This window comes from Minwuia sp. IMCC3060 (genome assembly GCF_029909435.1).
Classification (GTDB): domain Bacteria; phylum Pseudomonadota; class Alphaproteobacteria; order Minwuiales; family Minwuiaceae; genus Minwuia.
This window is the reverse complement of the sequence record NZ_CP123782.1, coordinates 3764230-3785030: the sequence shown is the minus strand read 5'-3', so window position 1 is coordinate 3785030 and position 20801 is coordinate 3764230. Positions and strand designations below refer to the sequence as shown.

The window sequence follows — 20801 nt, the reverse complement described above, 5'->3', positions numbered from 1 at the left end:
GGATGCCGCATTGGAGGGTTGAACAATGAAAGCTTCGGATCTTTTTGTACGCTGTCTGGAAGAAGAGGGTGTCGAGCGCATCTTCGGTGTGCCGGGTGAGGAAAACGCGGACACCATGATCTCGCTGCTCGACAGCAAGATCGATTTCATCCTGTGTCGGCATGAGCAGGCCGCGGCCTTCATGGCCGACGTCTATGGCCGCCTGACGGGCAAGGCGGGTGTCTGCCTTGCCACGCTGGGCCCGGGCGCGACCAACCTGGTCACCGGTATTGCCGATGCCAACATGGACCGTGCGCCGCTGGTTGGCATCATTGGCCAGGCCGGTACCTACCGCCTGCACAAGGAAAGCCACCAGAACATGGACTCCATCGCCATGTTCCGTCCGATCACCAAGTGGGCGCAGACCGTGTCCAACGCCGGTGCGATCCCCGAGATCGTGCGCAAGGCGTTCAAGGTCGCCGAGCAGGAGAAGCCGGGTGCGGTGCTGATCGAGCTGCCCGAGGATCTGGCCAAGAACGATGTGCCGGAAGCCGCCGCCAAGCCGATGAAGCCGGTGCGGACCCGCCGTCCGGGTGCCGACCACAAGGCGATCAAGGAAGCCGTCGACGTCATCCTGGCGGCGAAGAACCCGATGATCCTGGCCGGCAACGGCGCCATCCGGAAGCGCGCCGCGGCGCAGCTCGCCATCATGGCGGAGAAGCTGGGCATCGGTGTGATCAATACCTTCATGGGCAAGGGCGCGGTGCCGCGTTCGTCCGAGTACTGCCTGTTCACCATGGGCCTGCAGGGCAAGGACCATGCGAACGTCGCCATTGATGCCTGCGACACCATCATCTCGGTCGGCTATGACCTGGTCGAATACAGCCCGAGCCACTGGAACAAGACCAAGGGCAAGAAGATCGTGCATATCGACTTCTGGCCGGCGGAGGTCGACACCGACTATGACGCCACCGTCGACGTGCAGGGCGACATCGCCGATGCCCTCTGGCAGGTGAACAAGGAACTGGATGACCGGGGCGTTTCCAAGCCGCCGTTCGACATTGCCAAGGTGCAGCCGCTGCGCCAGCGCATCCTGGACGACTTCGCCATGGAGAAGGACTCCGACGCCTTCCCGATGAAGCCGCAGAAGGTTCTCTGGGACGTGCGTGAGGTGATGGGCGAGGAAGACATCCTGCTGTCCGACGTGGGTGCCCACAAGATGTGGATCAGCCGCTACTACCAGTGCGATACGCCGAACACCTGCCTGATCTCCAACGGCTTCTGCACCATGGGCTTTGCCATGCCGGGCTCCATCGGCGCCAAGTTCGCCAAGCCCGAAAGCCGGGTGCTGGCGATCAACGGCGATGCCGGCTTCATGATGAACGTGCAGGACATCGAAACCGCGGCCCGGCTGAAGCTGAACGTGGTCTGGATGGTCTGGTGCGACAGCGAGTACGGCCTGATCAAGTGGAAGCAGCAGAACCAGTTCGACGGCAAGCATTCGGAGCTGAAGTTCACCAATCCGGACTTCGCCATGATGGCGAAGAGCTTCGGCATCTGGGGCCGTAACCTGACGTCGGCCGCCGAACTCAAGCCTGCCCTGGAAGAAGCCTTCCAGCAGGATGGTCCGGCGCTGATCGCCCTGCCGATCGACTACGCCGAGAACGTGAAGATGACCAAGCGTCTGGGCGAGATCGACGCCGTCATCTGATCCGGCACGTGTCGGGGCGGTGCCGCTGGCATTGCCCCCTGCACGACAGGAATGAAGAGCCGGTCGCGACCTCTGTCGCGGCCGGTTTTTTCTGCTTCTTTCCTGGCGCGCCATGTGTGTCCGGGCAGCGGCGATTGACGCAATTCACCTGCGTCTTCCCGCTGTTCGCTTGACCTTTCACGGCTCCACTCTAAAAGAGCGCAGGTAACTCCGAACCGCTCTTTGACTGAAGGAGAGAGCCGATGACCACCCAGGCCCAGGCCGCGATCAACGTCACCTTGCCCGACGGCAATGCCCTGACGTTCGAGCGGACGCCGACCGGTCTGGATGTGGCGGCAGCCATCGGTCCGGGCCTGGCCAAGGCCGCGCTGGCGGTGAAGATCGACGGTGAGCTGCGCGACCTGAAGCGACCCATCGAGCAGGATGCGCAGATCGAGATCGTGACCGCGAAGTCGCCCGACGACGTGGTGCTGCCCCTGCTGCGCCACGACGCGGCGCATGTGCTGGCGCAGGCGGCGCAGGAACTGTTCCCCGACACCCAGGTCACCATCGGTCCGTCGATCGAGAACGGCTTCTACTACGACTTTGCCCGCGACGAGCCCTTCACGCCGGAAGACGTCGAGGCGATGGAGCAGCGGATGCACGAGATCGTGGACCGCGACCTGCCCATCGAGCGCTCGGTCTGGGCGCGCGACGACGCCATTCGCCACTTCCGCGACCAGGGCGAGCACTACAAGGCGGAGATCATCGAGGATCTGCCGGAGGACGAGCCGATCTCCATCTATGCCCAGGGCGACTGGATGGACCTCTGCATCGGCCCGCATCTGGCCTCCACCGCGCGGCTGGGTCATGCCTTCAAGCTGACCAAGCTGGCCGGGGCCTACTGGCGCGGCGATTCCCGCAACCCGATGCTGCAGCGGGTCTATGGCACCTGCTGGCGCACGGACAAGGAGCTGAAGGCCTACCTCACCATGCTGGAGGAGGCGGAGAAGCGCGATCACCGCCGCCTGGGACGCGAGATGTCGCTGTTCCACATGCAGGAGGAAGCGCCGGGCATGGCCTTCTGGCACCCGAAGGGCTGGACCTTCTATCTGGCGCTGGAACGCTACATGCGTCAGCGGCTGGATGCGGCCGGCTATCGGGAAGTGAAGACTCCGCAGCTTGTCGACAGGAAACTCTGGGAGGCCTCCGGCCACTGGGAGAAGTTCCGCGAGCACATGTTCACCTCCGACGCGGACGAGCGGAACTATGCGCTGAAGCCCATGAACTGCCCGGGCCACGTGCAGATCTTCCGCCAGGGGCTGAAGAGCTATCGCGACCTGCCGATGCGCATGGCGGAATTCGGCTGCTGCCACCGCTATGAGCCGTCGGGGGCTCTGCATGGCCTGATGCGGGTGCGCAACTTCACCCAGGATGACGCCCACATCTTCTGCGCCGAGGACCAGATCAACAGCGAGAGCGCGATCTTCTGCGACCTGCTGACCACGATCTACAGGGACTTCGGGTTCGAGGACGTGCGGGTGAAATTCTCCGACCGGCCACCGGTGCGTGCCGGGTCCGACGAGACCTGGGACAAGGCGGAGGCGGCGCTGCGCGAAGCCATCGAGGAAGTGGGCCTGCCCTACGAGATGAACCCCGGCGAAGGCGCCTTCTATGGTCCGAAGCTGGAGTTCGTGCTGCGGGATGCCATCGGTCGCGACTGGCAGTGCGGCACGCTGCAGGTGGATTTCGTGCTGCCGGAGCGGCTGGATGCCAGTTACATCGGGGAGGATGGCGAGCGCCATCGCCCGGTCATGCTGCACCGGGCCATCCTGGGCTCGTTCGAGCGCTTTGCCGGAATCCTGATCGAGAATTTCGCCGGCAAGTTCCCGCTCTGGCTCTCACCGGTGCAGGCCATGGTCGCGACGATCACCCAGGACGCGGACGTCTATGCGGCCGAAGTCGTGGCCGCCGCGAAGAAGGCCGGTCTCAGGGTTGAAAGCGATCTGCGGAACGAGAAGATCAACTACAAGGTCCGGGAGCACAGTCTCGCCAAGGTGCCGGTCATGCTGGTGGTGGGCAAGAACGAGGCGGAGCAGGGCACCGTGTCCGTCCGCCGACTTGGCGACAAGCGCCAACAAGTTCTTGCCCTTGAAGACGCGCTTGCTATCCTTAAGGAGGAGGCGGTAATGCCCGGCAGTATGGTATAACTGCCGCGTTGCCTCGGGCCGTGCTCTATTCGGCCCGAAGCCACCTTCCGACCTGTAACCTGTTGATCACTGACTGAAAGGGGAAACCCATAGCCCGTCCGCCAATGAATGCCGCGCCCGTCCGGGACGGACCGCGCGCCAACGAACGTATCGAAGTCCGGGAAATCCGCCTGATCGATCACGAGGGGAACAATCACGGGGTCGTCGCGACGGTCGACGCGCTGAAGGCTGCGCGCACCATCGGACTGGACCTTGTCGAGGTTTCCCCGAACATGCGCCCGCCGGTCTGCAAGCTGATGGACCTCGGCAAGTTCAAGTATGAAGCGCAGAAGAAAGCCAACGCCGCCCGCAAGAAGCAGAAGACGCAGGAGGTGAAGGAAATCAAGATGCGCCCGAACATCGATGACCACGACTACGAGACCAAGATGAAGAAGGTCGTGGAATTCATTGAAGAAGGCGACAAGGTCAAGGTGACCATGCGGTTCCGTGGCCGCGAGATGGCGCATCAGAATCTCGGCCTGGACGTGATGATCCGCGTGCAGGAAGAGATGAAGGAAACCGCCAAGGTCGAGCAGCACCCCAAGACCGAAGGCCGCCAGATGGTCATGGTGATCGCACCCCGCTGATCCCCCCGGCCCTGCCGAAAACCACCACCAACTCCTGTCCTCCCCCTGATGGGGGAGGAGCAGAAGCGTGCGGGGTGGTCCTTTGTCCGTTCCCGCAGGGTCAGTTCGTCAGCCAGCCGGAGCGGGCGGCGATGGCGATGGCTTCGGTGCGGTTGGCGGCGTTGAGTTTCTTCATCAGGTTGGCGACGTGAAACTTCACCGTGCGCTCGCTGATCCCCAGGATCTCGCCGATCTCCGCATTGCTGCGGCCCTTCGACATCCAGAGCAGGCATTCCTGTTCCCGGCGGGAGAAGACCATGTCCGCCAGTTCGTTCTCCCCGCCCAGCACCAGATAGTCGGCGATGCTGACCGTGAAGCGCAGCGCCAGCCGGTGCAACTCGTCGGTGGTCGCCTCAATGGTCTCCGCCGCCCCCGCCGGATCGCCCAGCATGAACAGATAGAGCGCCTGGGTCCTGAGCGGCGTGTTCATGGGGATGAACAGATCGTACTTGATGCCGAACCGCTTCTCCAGTGCCCAGATCCAGCGCTGCCGCCGGGTCAGCGCCATCTGTGAGCGCTCGGCCAGGGTGGTGAAGGGGGCATGCCGTTCCGACACCAGTTGCAGCATCGGATCGAAACGGAACATGCGGCGGCTGTAGTAGATCGCCTCGAACGCCTTCAGGAACGCCGGGCCGCGGGACAGGACGAAGGCCTCCCCCGCCGCGACCTCGTCCAGTGGCATGCGCCTGTGGGTGTAATAGACGAATCCCGCGTAGCCCATGGCCCGCACGCGATATTCCAGCGCGTCGCCCAGGTCATCCAGCGAGATGGCATCGGCCATCTGGCGCTCGAACTCCAGATCCGGTCCCTGTCCTGTCATCCGGTTCCCTCCGTCAGTCCCATCCTGATGCAGCCGGAGCCGGAACTGTACCTGTCCGAACGGTCAGGTGTCAGCGTTTCGGTGGGGTGGCGGGGCTGGTGGGCCGCCGGATCAAGTCCGGCGGCGGCGTCAGTGGGGGGATGGCGCAGATGCTACGATACCTCCACAACACCACGTCGCTCTCGGGCTTGACCCGAGAGCCCGGTCTCAGAGGTCTGTGCGGCACTGCCGGGTACCCGGGTCAAGCCCGGGTACGGCGTGAGTCTTGGGGTGGCTGGTGACACATGCAGCCAAGAGAGGGCCGGAACGAGGAACGGCGCATCCGGGAGGATCCGGATGCGCCGTTCAGCGTGGATATCGAAACGCGGGGCGGCCCGTCAGGGGGCCACAGCGCTCAGAGCTTGCGCTCCACCATCATCTTCTTCAGTTCCGCGATGGCCCGGCCGGGATTCAGGCCCTTCGGACAGGTCCTGGCGCAGTTCATGATGGTGTGGCAGCGATAGAGCTTGAACGGATCTTCCAGCTTGTCCAGCCGGTCGCCCGTTGCCTCGTCGCGGCTGTCGATGACCCAGCGATAGGCCTGCAACAGCACGGCGGGGCCGAGATAGCGGTCGCCGTTCCACCAGTAGCTGGGGCAGGACGTGGCGCAGCAGGCGCACAGGATGCACTCGTACAGGCCGTCGATCTTCACGCGGTCATCGCGATCCTGCAGCCGCTCCCGATCCGGCGGGGCCGGCGTCTTGGTCTGCATCCAGGGCTCGATGGAGGCATACTGGGCGTAGAAATGGGTCAGGTCGCCGACCAGATCCTTGATCACCTCCAGATGCGGCAGGGGATAGATCTTCACATCTCCCTTCACCTCCTGGATGCCCTTGGTGCAGGCCAGGGTGTTGGTGCCGTCGATGTTCATGGCACAGGAACCGCAGATCCCCTCCCGGCAGGAGCGGCGGAAGGTCAGGGTCGGATCGACCTCGTCCTTGATGCGGATCAGTGCGTCCAGGATCATCGGGCCGCAGTCGTCGAGATCGACCTCATAGGTATCGACCCGGGGATTCTCGCCCGAGTCCGGGTCATAGCGGTAGATCTTGAACTTCTTCGTGTTGCTGCCGTCCCCGACCTTCGGCCAGGTCTTGCCGTTGGACTTGATCCGGGAATTAGCCGGTAGATTGAATTCGACCATGTCGTGTCCCCCAATCCGGGGCCGGAGAAACTATCCGGCCCGGGAATTCCGGTGCTCGATCAGTAAACGCGCGCCTTCGGCTTCACATACTCCATCTCGTTGGAGAGGGTGTAGGTGTGCACCGGGCGGTAGTCGATGGTGACCTTGCCGTCCTCATCGAACCAGCTCAGCGTATGCTTCATCCAGTTCTCGTCGTCGCGGTCGGAGAAGTCCTCGTGCGCGTGGGCGCCGCGGCTCTCCTTGCGGTTCTCGGCGGAATGCATGGTCACGACCGCCTGACGGATCAGGTTGTCGAGTTCCAGCGCCTCCACCAGGTCGGAGTTCCAGACCAGGCTGCGGTCCTGAACGCCGATCGACGGCATCTGGGTATAGACCTCGTCGATCAGCCCCTTGCCCTCCGCCAGCACCTCGGAGGTGCGGAAGACGGCGCAGTTGTTCTGCATCACGCGCTGCATGTTGTTGCGGATGCGGGACGTCGGCATGTCGCCCTTGGCGTGGCGCATCCTGTCGAAGCGGTCCAGCGCCTTGTTGAGCGATTCCTTGTTGGTGTCCTTGTGCTGGGCACCAGGTTCCAGGATCTCCGAGCAGCGCTTGGCACAGGCCCGCCCGAACACCACCAGATCGATCAGGGAGTTGGAGCCGAGCCGGTTGGCACCATGGACTGAGACGCAGGCAGCCTCGCCGGCGGCCATCAGGCCCGGCACCACCGCGTCCGGATCACCGTCACGCAGCGTCAGCACCTCGCCTTTGTAGTTCGTCTGGATACCGCCCATGTTGTAGTGCACGGTCGGCAGCACGGGGATCGGTTCCTTGTTCACATCGACACCGGCGAAGATGTGCGCCGATTCCGAGATGCCCGGCAGGCGCTCGGCGATGATGTCCTTGTCCAGGTGATCCAGGTGCAGGAAGATGTGGTCGCCGTCCTTGCCGACGCCACGGCCCTCCCGGATCTCCATGGTCATGGCGCGGGAGACGACGTCACGGCTGGCCAAGTCCTTGGCGGAGGGGGCATAGCGCTCCATGAAGCGCTCACCCTCCGAATTGACCAGATAGCCGCCCTCGCCACGGACGCCCTCGGTGATCAGGCAGCCCGCACCGTAGATGCCGGTGGGATGGAACTGCACGAACTCCAGATCCTGCAGCGGCAGGCCCGCGCGCAGCACCATGCCGCCACCGTCGCCGGTGCAGGTATGGGCCGAGGTGCAGGAGAAGTAGGCGCGGCCATAGCCGCCGGTGGCCAGGATGACCATCTGCGCCCGGAACAGGTGCAGGGAGCCGTCGGACAGGTCCCAGCAGAGCACGCCGGTGCAGGCGCCTTCCTCGTCCATGATCAGGTCGATGGCGAAATACTCGATGAAGAAATGCGTGTCGTTCTTCAGCGACTGGCCATAGAGCGTGTGCAGCATGGCGTGACCGGTACGGTCGGCGGCGGCACAGGTCCGCTGCGCGGCCGGGCCCTCACCGAACTCCGTGGTCATGCCGCCGAAGGCGCGCTGGTATATCCGCCCCTCGTCGGTACGGCTGAAGGGCACACCGAAGTGCTCCAGTTCCAGCACCGCGTTGACGGCATCGCGCACCATGTACTCGATGGCGTCCTGGTCACCCAGCCAGTCCGACCCCTTGACGGTGTCGTACATGTGCCAGCGCCAGTTGTCGGGGCCCATGTTGCCCAGCGAGGCGGAGATGCCGCCCTGCGCTGCAACCGTGTGCGACCGCGTCGGGAACACCTTGGTGACGCAGGCCGTGTTCAGCCCGGCCTCCGCACAGCCCATGGCGGCGCGTAGTCCGGCACCGCCGGCACCAACCACCACCACATCGAACTTGTGCTCTGTAATCTCGTAAGCATCTGACATCGTGCTCAACCCCCGAAGGCAATCTTGAGGACGGCAAGCGCGCAGATCAGGGCACCGATCCAGCAGCCGAACGTATTGACGAACATGAGGAACAGCTTCGGCGCATGGCCGTGCACGTAATCCTCGATCACCACCTGCAAGCCCAGCTTCAGGTGCCAGAAGACGGCGACGATCAGCAGCAGCAGCACACCGGCAACCACCGGGTGGCCGACGACGCCATCGGCAGTCAGATAGTCAGCCTTGGTCAGGCGGATCGCCAGCACGACGAAGGCAAAGACCAGCGGCAACAGCGCGATAGCCGTTACCCGCTGCATCCACCAGTGCTCGGTCCCGTCGCGGGCCGAGCCCAGGCCACGGACGTTCTTCAGCGGTGTATTCAGACGCGACTTCTGCATGATCAGCCTCCCCATCCGTAAGCGGCAATCCATGCAAGTACGGTCAGGACCGTTGCCCCGATCACCACCATGTAGCCACTGCGATATACGGACGCGATCTCGAAGCCCCAGCCCGCATCCCAGTAGAGATGGCGCAGGCCGTTGCAGAGGTGGAAGAACAGCGCCCAGGTGAAGCCCAGCATGACCAGCCGGCCGATGATGCTGCCCGCGATCCCCATGACATAATCGTAATATTCCGGTCCGCTCGCCAATGCGACCAGCCACCAGAGCATCAGGATGAGGCCACCGGCCAGCGCAACACCCGTACCGCGATGCAGGATCGACAGCATGGACGTGAGCTGGGGACGATAGACCTGTAGATGCGGTGACAACGGGCGATTCGTGTTCGCCATGTCTGACCCCCTGCTTGCCTGCCACGGGCTCCGGACAGTGCATGTCCAAGGAAGACCACGTGGGAAAATGATGGCGCGCCGTCCGACCCTCGAACGTGCCGTGCCATCCCCCAATCCTCAGCGTGATCGGCGGGAATCAGATTGATGTTTCCGGCCCCCCGACCGCGCAGGAGATCAGTTTGCGGTTACAGGGGCAGTCCTGTCAAACGAAGCTTCGGCCAACCAAGCACTTGTTGATGGTCATCAATCCTTGATCTTTGACGTCGGGGCGGCGGTACGGGACGGCTTCCGGTTGCCGGTGCGGCGCATTCGGGTTTATATGCGATCCACACGCGCATTTCGTGAATTGGACATTTGCCCATGACGGTCCCGATTGGTGCCTCGCCGCTTGCCGGTCGCCGCGTCCTGCTGATCGTCGGCGGTGGCATTGCCGCCGTGAAGGCGCCGGATCTGATCCGGCGGCTGCGCGAAAGGGGGGCCGCCGTGCGCTGCGTGCTGACCCGGGCAGGCCACGAGTTCACGACCCCGCTGGCGCTGTCGTCGCTGTCGGAGGACCGGGTCTTCACGGACCTGTTCGACCTGACCGATGAATCGGAGATGGGGCATATCCAGCTCTCGCGCCAGGCCGACATCGTTCTCGTCGCCCCGGCGACCGCCAATCTGATGGGCCGCATGGCTGCCGGAATGGCGCCCGATCTGGCGGCGACGCTGCTGCTGGCCACCGACAAGCCGGTCATGCTGGCCCCGGCCATGAACGTGCGCATGTGGCTGCATCCGGCAACGCAGCGCAATCTGGCGGTCCTGCAGGGGGATGGGGTGATGGTGGTCGGCCCGAACGAGGGCAACATGGCCTGCGGCGAGTTCGGACCGGGCCGCATGGCGGAACCGCTGGAGATCGTCGCGGCGCTGGAGGCGCATTTCGGACCGCGCCCGCTTCAGGGCCTGCGTGCCCTGGTCACCTCCGGCCCGACGCATGAACCCATCGATCCCGTCCGCTATATCGCCAACCGATCCTCCGGCAAGCAGGGCCATGCCATTGCCGCGGCCCTGGCAGCGGCGGGGGCGGAGACGGTGCTGGTCAGCGGCCCGACGCACCAGCCTGATCCGGCCGGTGTGGAGATCCGCAGGGTCGAGACCGCGCGGCAGATGCTGGACGCCTGCGAGGCGGCCCTGCCTGCGGACATTGCTGTCTGCGCCGCCGCCGTGGCCGACTGGCGGGTCGCGACGGAGGCGGGGGAGAAACTGAAGAAGGAGAAGGGCAGCGGCCCGCCCAGCCTGGCCTTCGCGGAGAATCCGGACATTCTCGCCACGCTGTCGGGACGGGCGAAGGACCGGCCCGGTCTTGTCATCGGCTTTGCCGCCGAGACCGAGAAGGTCATCGAACATGCGGTCGCCAAGCGGCAGCGCAAGGGCTGTGACTGGATCCTGGCCAATGACGTCAGTCCCGCCACCGGCACCTTCGGCGGTGACAACAACAGCGTCACCCTGATCTCGGGTGGGGAGCCGGATGTCTGGCCGCCCCTCAGCAAGCAGCAGGTGGCGGAACGGCTGGCCCGGCGCATCGCCCGGCATCTGGGGCGCGCATGATCCAGGATGTCTCCATCGAGATCCGGCGGCTGGCGCATGGTGCCGACCTGCCCCTGCCGGCCTATGAAACCGATGGCGCGGCGGGCATGGACCTGCGGGCGGCGCTGACGGACGGCAGTCTGACCCTGGACGCACGGGGCGGGCGGGCGCTGGTGCCGACCGGGATCGCCATCGCGCTGCCTGCGGGGTACGAGGCGCAGGTCCGGCCCCGTTCCGGCATGGCACTGAAGCACGGCGTGACGGTGCTGAACACGCCCGGCACGGTGGATGCGGACTATCGGGGCGAGGTGGGTGTCATCCTGATCAATCACGGGGACGCGCCGTTTCGGATCAGCCATGGCGACAGGATCGCGCAGATGGTGGTGGCCAAGGTCGCGCGCGGCAACTGGCAGGAACGCGACGCGCTGGCGGACACGCAACGCGGTGCGGGCGGCTTTGGTTCGACGGGGGGACGATCCGCATGAGGGATGCACTGCGGCTGCCGAAGAAGACCCTCTATGCCCTGGATGCGGTGGTGGACATTGCCTACAACGCCCGGCCCGACCCGGTGCAGTCGAAGGACATCACCGACCGGCAGGGCATCCCGCCCCGCTATCTGGAGCAGGCGATGCAGCAACTGGTGCGCGCCGGTATCCTGAAGGGGGTGCGCGGGCCGCGCGGCGGCTATACCCTGGCGCGGGAACGGCGGCGCATCAGCGTGGCGGAGATCATCCGCATCATCGCCGCAGAGGATGAGGAACAGGACCAGGGCGGTTCGCCGCTGGGTCAGGAGATCATCCGTCCGTTCTGGAGCGAGATTCAGGACGAGATCATGGAGCGTCTGGAGACCGTGACGCTGGAGGATCTCTGCCGTCGCGCCCAGGACGCGGGCGTTGCGCGCGCCAGCCGTGCATCACGGGACTTCACGATCTGACGGTCAGCCTTATCTGATCAACTGAACAGAAGAGCAATCAACTCCGGGGGAGCAGTACATCATGAGTACGGACCAACGTTTCACCGCCCCGCGCGGTCGCATCTACGAATCCATCACCGACACCATCGGCTCGACCCCGCTGGTCCGCCTGAACCGGATCACCGCTGGCGTCGCCGAGGGCGCGCAGGTGCTCGCCAAGCTGGAGTTCTTCAATCCGCTGTCGTCTGTGAAGGACCGGATCGGCGTCGCCATGATCGAGGCGATGGAGGCCGATGGCACCCTGAAGCCGGGCGGTCAGATCATCGAGCCGACGTCGGGCAATACCGGTATCGCGCTGGCCTTCGTCGCCGCCGCCAAGGGCTATCCGCTGACCCTGGTGATGCCGGAGAGCATGTCGGTCGAGCGTCGGCGGATGCTGAAGCTGCTGGGCGCGACCCTGGAACTCACCCCGCCGGAGAAGGGCATGCCCGGAGCCATTGCCAAGGCCAAGGAGATGGTGGAGGCAACGCCCGGCGCGGTGATGCCGCAGCAGTTCGCCAACCCGGCCAATCCCGCGATCCATGTCGCCACGACGGCGGAGGAGATCTGGGCCGACACAGCGGGCAATGTGGACGTGGTGATTTCCGGCGTCGGGACCGGCGGCACGGCCACCGGCATCGGTCGCGTGCTGAAGCAGCGCAATCCGGCCATGAAGCTGGTGGTGGTGGAGCCGGAGGACAGCCCGGTACTGTCCGGCGGCAATCCCGGCCCGCACAAGATCCAGGGTATCGGCGCCGGTTTCGTGCCGGAGAACCTCGATACCGCGCTGGTGGACGAGGTGCTGACCATCGGCAATGAAACCGCGTTCGAGACCGCCCGCCGTCTGGCGCGGGAGGAAGGCATTCCCGTCGGCATCTCCTCCGGTGCCGCCGTCGCGGCGGCGCTGGAAGTGGCGCAGCGGGCCGACATGGCGGGCAAGGTGATTGTCGTGATCCTGCCGTCCTTCGCCGAGCGCTATCTCTCGACAGCACTGTTCGACGGGCTGTGAGATTGCGCAACCGGACGGCAACGGCATGAACGCCACGAACGACAGCGCGGAAGATGCCTACTGGCAGGTCATCACCCTGACCGACCTGCCGACGATGCAGGCGGTGGAGGCGGCGCTGGGCGACCTGCCGCTCTCCACTTCCGTCTTCAAGTCAGAGGACGGACGCTGGCGGGTGACCGCGATCGTCGATCATGAACCCGACCTCGCCCACTGGCCCGTGCCGGGGGAGAGCGAGGTCGCACCGCTGGAGATGCGCGACTGGGTGGCCGAGTCGCAGGCGGCGCTGCCCGCGCTCGACATCGGTCGGTTCCGGGTCCGTGGCGGCTGGGACACCCCGGCCATCACCGGGCGCATCGATCTGGTGATCGAGGCCGGACAGGCCTTTGGCACCGGACGGCACGAGAGCACCGAAGGCTGCATGATCCTGCTGCAGCAGCTCGCCCGGCAACGGCGCATCCGCCGCGTCCTGGATGTGGGCACGGGGGCCGGAATCCTGGCCATCGCCGCGGCCCGGCTGACCGGGGCGCAGGGCGTCGGCACCGACATTGATGCGGTCTCGGTGACCGTTGCCATCGAGAATGCGGAGCTGAATGATGCGAAGCATCTGACGCGGTTCGCCGTTGCCGACGGCACCCGTCACCGGCTGGTGCGTGACGGCGGTCCCTACGATCTGGTCTTCGCCAATATCCTCGCCCGGCCCCTGGCCAGCATGTCGCGCATGATCGCGGGCCATGTGGCACCGGGGGGTGATCTGATCCTGGCGGGTATCCTGACCCGGCAGGTGCCGATGGTGCTGACGCGCTATTGTCGGCTCGGCCTGAAACTGGTGACGCATCACAGGCAGAACGAATGGTCGGTGCTGCGGTTGCGGCGGCCCTCGGGTCGGGTAGGGTAGCAGGCAGATTTCCGATGTGACGGCTGCACCGGCCGACGCCCTTGCCATAGCTGGAGTACAGACGTGTCTGATCGCGTGAACCGCCTGCGGGCGGAGATGCAGGCCACCGGGATCCATGGGTTCCTGGTCCCGCGCAATGACGAGCATTTTGGCGAGTGGGTGCCCGCGAATGCGGAGCGGCTGGCCTGGCTGACCGGCTTCACCGGGTCCGCCGGCCTGGCCATCGTGCTGGCAGAACGCGCCGCCATGTTCGTGGACGGCCGGTACACGCTGGCTGTTCGCGACCAGGTGGATCTGGACATCTTCGATATCCGCCATGTCACCGAGGAGCCGGCAAGCGACTGGCTGCGGGACGTGCTGAAGCCCGGGCAGCGACTGGGTTTCGACCCCTGGCTGCATACGGCGGCGGGCCTGGCGGCAATCGGCAAGGCCGTGGATGCGGCGGGCGCGGAGCTGGTGCCGGTCGCCCGCAATCCCGTCGATCTGATCTGGCAGGACCGGCCCGCGCCGCCGATGGCACCGGTCGTGCCGCATGATCTGGAACGCGCAGGCGAGACGGCGGAGGCCAAGCGCCAGCGCATCGCGGAGATCGTGAAGCAGCAGGGCGCGGACGCCGCCGTGCTCACCCTGCCGGAGTCCATTGCCTGGCTGCTGAACATCCGGGGTGGCGACGTACCCCGCACGCCGCTGCCGCTGGGCTTTGCGGTGCTGCATGGCGATGCGCGCGTCAACCTGTTCATGGACCCGCAGAAGATCACCGACGCGGCCCGCACGCACATGGGCAATGCCGTTTCCATCGCCCCGAAGGCCGCCTTTGCCGATGGTCTGACGGCGTTGGCGGGCAAGCATGTGCTGGTGGACCGGCCCAGCGCCGTGAAGGCGGTGACGGAGCGATTGCGCGACGTGGGCGCGGAGGTGGTGCTGGGCGAGGACCCGACCATGCTGCCCAAGGCCTGCAAGAATCCGGTGGAGGTGCAGGGCAGCCGCGACGCCCATGTCCGTGACGGGGCGGCGGTCGTGCGTTTCCTCGCCTGGCTGGACGCCCATGCAGGCGACGGGTCGGTGGACGAGATCACGGCAGCGGAAACGCTGGAGGGCTTTCGCCGCCGGAATGACCTGATCCGCGACCTGTCCTTCGACACCATTTCCGGCTCCGGACCCAACGGGGCTATCGTGCATTACCGCGTGACACCGGAGACCAACCGGCAGCTTCAGCCGGGGGAGCTGTTCCTGGTGGATTCCGGGGCGCAGTATCTCGACGGCACCACCGACATCACCCGCACCATCGCCATCGGCGATCCCAGCCCGGAGATGCGGGACCGTTTCACCCGCGTGCTGCAGGGCCATGTGGCGCTGGCCATGGCACGGTTTCCGGCGGGCACGACGGGCAGCCAGCTTGATCCCATGGCCCGCGCGCCGCTGTGGCAGGCGGGGCTGGACTTCGACCATGGTACCGGCCACGGCGTCGGCAGCTACCTGAGTGTGCATGAGGGGCCGCATCGGATTTCCAAGGTCCACAGTGCGGTGGCCCTGCAGCCCGGCATGATCGTCTCCAACGAGCCCGGCTACTACAAGGCCGGGGCCTATGGCATCCGCATCGAGAATCTGGTGACCGTCGTGGCGACGGTGATCGAGGGCGGGGAGCGGCCGACACTGGAATTCGAGACCCTGACACTGGCCCCCATCGACCGCCGTCTGATCGTCACCGGGATGCTGACGGCGGCGGAACGGGGCTGGATCGACCGCTATCACGCCCGTGTGGCAGAAACCCTGACGCCGCTGCTGGATGCGGAGACGGCGGGCTGGCTGGCGGCGGCGACGCAGCCCCTGCCGGGATGAAACATGTCGCTGCACCGGCCTTCGGGGTCTATGTCCACTGGCCGTTCTGTGTCTCCAAATGCCCCTATTGCGACTTCAACAGCCATGTCCGTGAAACCGTCGATCAGGACCGCTGGCGTGCGGCGCTGCTGGCGGAGATCCGGGCCTGGGCGGAGCGTGTCCCGAAACAGGCCGTGGACACGGTCTTCCTGGGGGGCGGCACCCCGTCGCTGATGCCGCCTGCCACCGTCGCCGCCGTGCTGGCGCAGATCGATGACAGCTTCGGCCTCGCGGCGGATGTCGAGATCACGCTGGAGGCCAATCCGTCCTCCATCGAGGTCGGGCGGTTCCGGGATTTCCGCAGCGCGGGCGTCAACCGGGTCAGCCTGGGGGTGCAGAGCCTTGACGACAGGGCGCTTCGGTTTCTGGGGCGCGCGCATGATGCGGAGGCCGCGAAACGCGGTATCGCCGTGGCGGCTTCCGCCTTCGACCGTTTCTCCTTCGACCTGATCTATGCCCTGCCCGACCAGACGGAGGCCGAGTGGCGGGCGATGCTGGCCGCGGCGCTGGATCTGGCCGGGGATCACCTGTCGCTCTACCAGTTGACCATCGAGCCCAATACCGGCTTCGCGGGGCAGGTGAAGCGCGGTGTCTTCGATCCGATGGACGACGACCGGGCGGCGGACCTGTTCGAGCTGACGGCCGGGATCACGGCGGATGCCGGTCTGCCCGCCTACGAAACATCGAACCACGCCCGCCCCGGCGGGGAATGCCGCCACAATCTGCTCTACTGGCAATATGGCTCCTGGATCGGTGTCGGCCCCGGCGCGCACGGGCGACCGGTGTCTCAGGATGGCCAGCGCCATGCGACCGCCAACCACCGCAAGCCGGAGGCCTGGCTGGAAGCGGTGGAGGCAGGTGGCACCGCCCTCGCGGAGGCGCGCGCCCTCCCGACGGAGGAACAGGCCGAGGAAGCCCTGATGATGGGCCTGCGGCTGGCGGACGGCATTGCCGGCGACATGTTTCAGGCCCGCACCGGCGGCCAGTCCCTCGACCGCCTGCTGGACCCGACCGCCGCGCACCGGCTGACCGAGGACGGCCTGATCGAAACCATCAATGGCACGCTGCGCGTCCACCCCCGGGGCCGCCTGCTGCTGAACAGCATCACCGGCGCCCTGCTGGGCGGGTGATGTTCCGGAAGCCGCCTACATTGCAATTGCCTTGCCAGGGACCAGATTGGTAGAATTCTGTTCTGGATGGTAGAAACGGGCCTGGACCATGCTGAATATCAAGAACGAGGAAGTCTTCCGACTGGCAACGGAACTGTCCGCACTTACAGGTGACAGCAAGACCCGCGTCGTGCTTGACGCCTTGCGTCAAAGGCTTCGCGAGGTTCGAAGAACACAGGACAGGCAGGCCCTGTCCAACGCTCTGATGCAGATCGGAGCGGAGTGCGCCGGACACGTCCGCGGGCATGCCGTATCCGGCGATCACGACGAGCTTTATGGCGAGGACGGCCTGCCGGAATGATCGTCGATGCCTCCGCCATTCTTGCGATCCTGTTCCAGGAACCGGAAGCACAACTGTTTGCCGATGCAATAGCCGGAACGGCTGAAGTCGGCATATCGGCCGTGAACCACGTCGAGGCAGCGGTGCGGATCGACAATGTCGGCGATGAGTTGGCGGTGCGAAGCTTCGACCGTTTCATTGAACTGGCCCAGATCGACATCATGCCAGTGACTGCGGTCCAGGCACAGATGGCACGCGAAGCCTATCGCCGTTTCGGTCGCGGCAACCATCGGGCCAGCCTCAATTTCGGCGACTGTCTTGCCTATGCCCTGGCGGTCGATACGGGCCGGGCTCTGCTGTTCAAGGGCAATGACTTCATCCACACCGACGTGGAGTCAGCTGTCACCCTGCCTTCGCCAACATCGCCCTGAGTTCGTATTTCAGCACCTTGCCCAGCGCGTTGCGGGGCAGGGCGTCGATGGGGATGACGTCCTTCGGGTGCTTGTAGCGGGCGAGGCGGTTGTGGAACAGGGCGAGCAGGGCCGGGGCATCAAGGGTCTGCCCCTCCCGCGGGACGGCGAAGATCACGGGGACTTCGCCCCAGCGCGGATCGGGGCGGCCCACGACGGCGAACTCGGCCAGGTCGGCGTGTGCCGCCAGCACCTGTTCCAGTTCGGCGGGGTAGATATTCTCCCCACCCGAAATCACCACGTCCTTGGCCCGGTCCTCGATGCGGTAGAAGCCGTCCGTATCGCGGCGGCCGATGTCGCCCATGCGGAACCAGCCGCCCTCGACGAAGGCCTCCGCCGTCGCGTCCGGGTTCTGCCAGTAGCCGGAGAAGACGCTGGGGCCGCGCACCAGGATCTCCCCGGCATCTCCCTCCGCCACGTCGCGCCCGTCATTGTCCACGACGCGCACCTGCACATGCACTGCCGGTCGCCCGCAGGAGCCGACATGGTCCAGCGCATCCTGTCCGCGCAGCACGATGGCCAGCGGTGAGGTCTCGGTGGAGCCGTAGATCTGGCCAATCGGCACCCCGCGCGCGTGAAACCGCTCGATCAGTGCCGTGGGCACCGTGGTCGATCCGGCCATCACCAGTCGCAGCGATGACAGGTCGGTGGTGGCCCAGCCCGGGTGATCGGTCAGGGCCTGCATCATCGCGGGCACGGCCAGCGCCAGTGTCGGGCGCAGCCGGTCGATGGCGCCCAGCGTCATCGCAGGGTCGAAACGCGGCTGCAGATAGACCGTCGCCCCGGCATGAAACGCGGGCGTGGTCTGGTTGTTCAGCCCGCCGACGTGGAACAGCGGCAGGTTGGTCAGGACCAGATCGCTGCTGACCATGTCATGCGCATGGGTCGCGTTGACCGCGTTCCAGAAGACATTGCCCTGGGTCAGCACCGCGCCCTTCGGGCGGCCCGTGGTGCCGGAGGTATAGACCAGCAGCACCGGTGTTTCATGGCTGGCCTCCGGCGCGATGGCGGCACCCGATGCGGCCGCCGCCAGATGGTCACTCCAGGCACTCCACCGCCCCTCCGCCGGGCCGAGGGAAACATGTTTCAGGCCGGGCAATGTGTCGGGAATGGCGTCGGCGTGGGGAATGAAACCGGGATCGGCGAACAGCACGCCGGCACCGCTGTCGGCAAGCTGAAACCCGTGTTCGGGCGGGGCCAGCCGCCAGTTCAGCGTGACCAGGCTGACACCCGCCCGGGCGCAGGCGAAGAACAGCACCAGTTCCGCGACGGAGTTCTCGCCCAGATGCGCCACACGGTCCCCGGCCCTGACCCCCAGTTCGTGCCGCAACGCCCGCGCCGCCCGGTCGATGGCCGCGGCGAAGCCGGCATAGGTCAGTGTCTCATCGTCGGTGATGATGGCGGGCTTGTCCGGTGCCTGTCCGGCCCAGCCCTCGATCCAGTGCGCCAGATCCATTTGATCGCCCTACAGGTGCATACCGCCGTCGATCACCATGGCCTGTCCGGTGACGTACTGGCTCTCGTCGGCGGCCAGATAGGTGGCCAGTGACGCGATCTCGTCGGCGCGGGCGAGGCGACCCATCTTCTGGCGCGACACGAAGTCCTTGCGCGCCTGGACGGGGTCATCGAACGCATTGATGCGGTCATCCAGCGACGGGGTCTGCACGGTGGCCGGGCAGATGGCGTTGCAGCGGATGCCGTCACCGATGTAGTCCGCCGCCACCGACTTGGTGAAACCGATCACCGCGCCCTTGGTGGCGCCATAGGCGCAGCGGTTGACCACCCCCATCTCCGAACTGACGACGGAGGCCATGTTGATGATGGAGCCGCCGCCGTTCGCCAGCATCGCCGGCATGAAGGCCTGGGTCACCACGAACAGCGACCGGCAGTTCAGCTCGAAACTGAAGTCCCAACCCTTCATCGTGGTGTCCAGCAGGGATCCGTGATCGACATAGCCGGCGCAGTTGAACAGCACGTCCACCGCCCCGACCTTCGCCGCCATAGCCGCCACGGCGGCCTGGTCGGTGACGTCCAGCGGGTGGGTCTCGACCCCGGGCAGGCCATCGAGTTCCGCCAGCTTCTCCGCGTTCAGATCCGTCGCGATGATGGTCGCGCCCTCGGCCGACCAGGCCTCCACCGTTGCCCGGCCGATACCCTGTGCCGCTGCGGTGACGAAGCACTTCTTGCCCTGCAGACGTCCAGCCATTCCGTTTCCCCCGTTTCGTTTCGCTTGTTCTTCCCTGGCCGTTCAGGTGGCCAGGTGGTCTCCCACCGGCTCACCCAGAGCCAGATGATGTATCGCACCGCCCACCACTTCGCCATCGACCGGCACGGCTTTCCGGTCGGGGAAACAGCCTGCGATCAGGTCAAAGGCCTCCGCATCGCGCGGGTCATCGAAGCGGGGGATCAGCACCGCCCCATTGGCGAGATAGAAGCCGCAATAGGTCATGGACGCGGGGCCGATGGCCTCCGGCACCGGCACTTCCAGCATCTCGATGGGCCGGTCGAAGGGATCCGTGGCCGCGCGCAGCCGCTGCACATTGTCCTGCATGGCGCGGAAATCGGGATGCTCCGGGTCGGCGGGCGAATGCAGCAGGACCTTGCCGGGCGCAATGAAGCGGCAGAAGCGGCCGACGTGGCCGCCGCCGCCGACCAGGCCGCTGATGCCTTCGCCGAGCCAGATCACGCGGACGATGCCGAAGAAGTTCATCAGGATCTCTTCGATGTCGCGCCGCCCCACCAGCGGATTGCGGTTCGGGCTCATCAGGGTCTGCTCGCTGACCAGCGCCGTTCCCAGACCGTCGGTCTGCACGGCACCGCCCTCCAGAACGATGGGGCCGCGGTAATAGGGTACCTGCATCAGACGCACCAGTTCCTCGGCAAAGCCGTGGTCTTCCTCATGCACGATGTGGCGCCCGCCCCAGCCATTGAACTTCCACGCCACGCCCTTGGTCCGCGCCTGCTCGTTCACCAGGAACGTCGGTGCCAGATCCCTTATCCAGCCGTGGGCGACGTCATGCGGCACCAGTTCGACCTTCGGGCCGAGGGTCAGGGCGGTTTCCTTCATGTCCGGCTCCGGCACGATCATCCGCACCGGCTCGAAGGCGGCAATCGTGCGGGCGATCTGGGCGAAGGCGACGCGGCTTTCCAGCAGCCCGGCCGGCATCTCCGTCGGGTCTGTCGGCCAGGCCATCCAGGTACGCGTATGTGCCGCCCAGTCGGGGACCGGGAAGTAGCCTTCGAAGGAGGGGTTTTCTTCATCCATGGCCGAAGCCTATTGCATTTTCACCGGAAGGAAAGCCGGGAGTCCGGAGTCTGTTCTCCCCGTTCCTCTCCCCTACCCGGTCCCCCACGGTAGTATCCTTGATGGGTGGCCGGGTGGGGGAGAGGGACGGAAA

Annotated in this window: 20 protein-coding genes; 12 read left to right on the top strand and 8 right to left on the bottom strand. The window is 65.8% G+C overall.

Annotation, left to right across the window (positions count from 1 at the left end):
- Positions 1–25 precede the first annotated feature (25 nt).
- The 3 genes from QGV54_RS17735 (at position 26) to infC (ending at position 4505) form a co-directional block, all read left to right on the top strand.
- Complete coding sequence (locus tag QGV54_RS17735) at positions 26–1690, top strand: acetolactate synthase large subunit (RefSeq protein ID WP_281019314.1); 1665 nt, start codon at positions 26–28, stop codon at positions 1688–1690.
- A gap of 242 nt (positions 1691–1932) precedes the next feature.
- The gene (gene thrS / locus QGV54_RS17730) at positions 1933–3879 is read left to right on the top strand and encodes a threonine--tRNA ligase (RefSeq protein WP_281019315.1); all 1947 of its coding nucleotides are present in this window, start codon (positions 1933–1935) and stop codon (positions 3877–3879) included.
- Positions 3880–3983: 104 nt separating this feature from the next.
- Entirely contained in the window at positions 3984–4505 is a 522-nt protein-coding gene (gene infC / locus QGV54_RS17725; protein WP_281019316.1) for a translation initiation factor IF-3, read from the top strand.
- A 100-nt stretch (positions 4506–4605) separates the two neighbouring features.
- On the opposite strand, the gene QGV54_RS17720 is transcribed toward infC, so the two are convergent.
- The 5 genes from QGV54_RS17720 to sdhC form a co-directional block, all read right to left on the bottom strand.
- Positions 4606–5364: a LuxR C-terminal-related transcriptional regulator gene (locus QGV54_RS17720; protein ID WP_281019317.1), complete on the bottom strand. Its 759-nt coding sequence runs from the start codon at positions 5362–5364 to the stop codon at positions 4606–4608.
- A gap of 394 nt (positions 5365–5758) precedes the next feature.
- Positions 5759–6544 (bottom strand): succinate dehydrogenase iron-sulfur subunit, encoded by a 786-nt coding sequence (locus QGV54_RS17715; RefSeq protein ID WP_281019318.1) that lies wholly within the window; start codon positions 6542–6544, stop codon positions 5759–5761.
- Between the two features lie 59 nt (positions 6545–6603).
- Positions 6604–8397, bottom strand: coding sequence for a succinate dehydrogenase flavoprotein subunit (gene sdhA, locus QGV54_RS17710; protein WP_281019319.1), 1794 nt, complete (start codon positions 8395–8397; stop codon positions 6604–6606).
- A 5-nt stretch (positions 8398–8402) separates the two neighbouring features.
- On the bottom strand, positions 8403–8792 hold the full coding sequence (sdhD, locus tag QGV54_RS17705; RefSeq protein WP_281019320.1) for a succinate dehydrogenase, hydrophobic membrane anchor protein: 390 nt from the start codon (positions 8790–8792) through the stop codon (positions 8403–8405).
- A gap of 2 nt (positions 8793–8794) precedes the next feature.
- Positions 8795–9184, bottom strand: a complete 390-nt coding sequence (sdhC, locus tag QGV54_RS17700) for a succinate dehydrogenase, cytochrome b556 subunit (RefSeq protein ID WP_281019321.1) — start codon at positions 9182–9184, stop codon at positions 8795–8797.
- 360 nt (positions 9185–9544) lie between these two features.
- Between sdhC and coaBC the strand changes: the two genes are divergently transcribed.
- From coaBC to QGV54_RS17655, 9 genes are all read left to right on the top strand, one after another.
- Entirely contained in the window at positions 9545–10771 is a 1227-nt protein-coding gene (coaBC, locus tag QGV54_RS17695) for a bifunctional phosphopantothenoylcysteine decarboxylase/phosphopantothenate--cysteine ligase CoaBC (RefSeq protein ID WP_281019322.1), read from the top strand.
- Positions 10768–11235, top strand: a complete 468-nt coding sequence (dut, locus tag QGV54_RS17690) for a dUTP diphosphatase (protein WP_281019323.1) — start codon at positions 10768–10770, stop codon at positions 11233–11235. The genes coaBC and dut overlap by 4 nt, the downstream gene beginning before the upstream one ends.
- On the top strand, positions 11232–11684 hold the full coding sequence (locus QGV54_RS17685; protein WP_281019324.1) for an Rrf2 family transcriptional regulator: 453 nt from the start codon (positions 11232–11234) through the stop codon (positions 11682–11684). The genes dut and QGV54_RS17685 overlap by 4 nt, the downstream gene beginning before the upstream one ends.
- Positions 11685–11745: 61 nt before the next feature.
- Positions 11746–12711 carry a cysteine synthase A gene (cysK, locus tag QGV54_RS17680; RefSeq protein WP_281019325.1) on the top strand — a complete coding sequence of 322 codons (966 nt, stop codon included), beginning with the start codon at positions 11746–11748 and terminating at the stop codon, positions 12709–12711.
- 25 nt (positions 12712–12736) lie between these two features.
- Positions 12737–13606: a 50S ribosomal protein L11 methyltransferase gene (locus tag QGV54_RS17675; protein WP_281019326.1), complete on the top strand. Its 870-nt coding sequence runs from the start codon at positions 12737–12739 to the stop codon at positions 13604–13606.
- Between the two features lie 63 nt (positions 13607–13669).
- On the top strand, positions 13670–15445 hold the full coding sequence (locus QGV54_RS17670; protein ID WP_281019327.1) for an aminopeptidase P family protein: 1776 nt from the start codon (positions 13670–13672) through the stop codon (positions 15443–15445).
- On the top strand, positions 15442–16614 hold the full coding sequence (hemW, locus tag QGV54_RS17665) for a radical SAM family heme chaperone HemW (RefSeq protein WP_281019328.1): 1173 nt from the start codon (positions 15442–15444) through the stop codon (positions 16612–16614). Before QGV54_RS17670 ends, hemW begins: the two co-directional genes overlap by 4 nt.
- 88 nt (positions 16615–16702) lie before the next feature.
- Positions 16703–16954 (top strand): type II toxin-antitoxin system VapB family antitoxin, encoded by a 252-nt coding sequence (locus QGV54_RS17660; RefSeq protein WP_281019329.1) that lies wholly within the window; start codon positions 16703–16705, stop codon positions 16952–16954.
- Positions 16951–17364 carry a type II toxin-antitoxin system VapC family toxin gene (locus tag QGV54_RS17655; RefSeq protein ID WP_281019330.1) on the top strand — a complete coding sequence of 138 codons (414 nt, stop codon included), beginning with the start codon at positions 16951–16953 and terminating at the stop codon, positions 17362–17364. Before QGV54_RS17660 ends, QGV54_RS17655 begins: the two co-directional genes overlap by 4 nt.
- On the opposite strand, the gene QGV54_RS17650 is transcribed toward QGV54_RS17655, so the two are convergent.
- From QGV54_RS17650 to QGV54_RS17640, 3 genes are read right to left on the bottom strand one after another with little or no spacing between them, the layout of a single operon-like run.
- Positions 17336–18859, bottom strand: coding sequence for a long-chain fatty acid--CoA ligase (locus QGV54_RS17650; protein WP_281019331.1), 1524 nt, complete (start codon positions 18857–18859; stop codon positions 17336–17338). The two genes, QGV54_RS17655 and QGV54_RS17650, sit on opposite strands and share 29 nt — an antisense overlap.
- A gap of 9 nt (positions 18860–18868) precedes the next feature.
- A complete protein-coding gene (locus QGV54_RS17645) occupies positions 18869–19609 on the bottom strand; it encodes an SDR family oxidoreductase (protein ID WP_281019332.1) in 741 nt (246 codons plus the stop codon).
- A gap of 42 nt (positions 19610–19651) precedes the next feature.
- Entirely contained in the window at positions 19652–20668 is a 1017-nt protein-coding gene (locus QGV54_RS17640) for an agmatine deiminase family protein (protein WP_281019333.1), read from the bottom strand.
- Between the last annotated feature and the right edge of the window lie 133 nt (positions 20669–20801).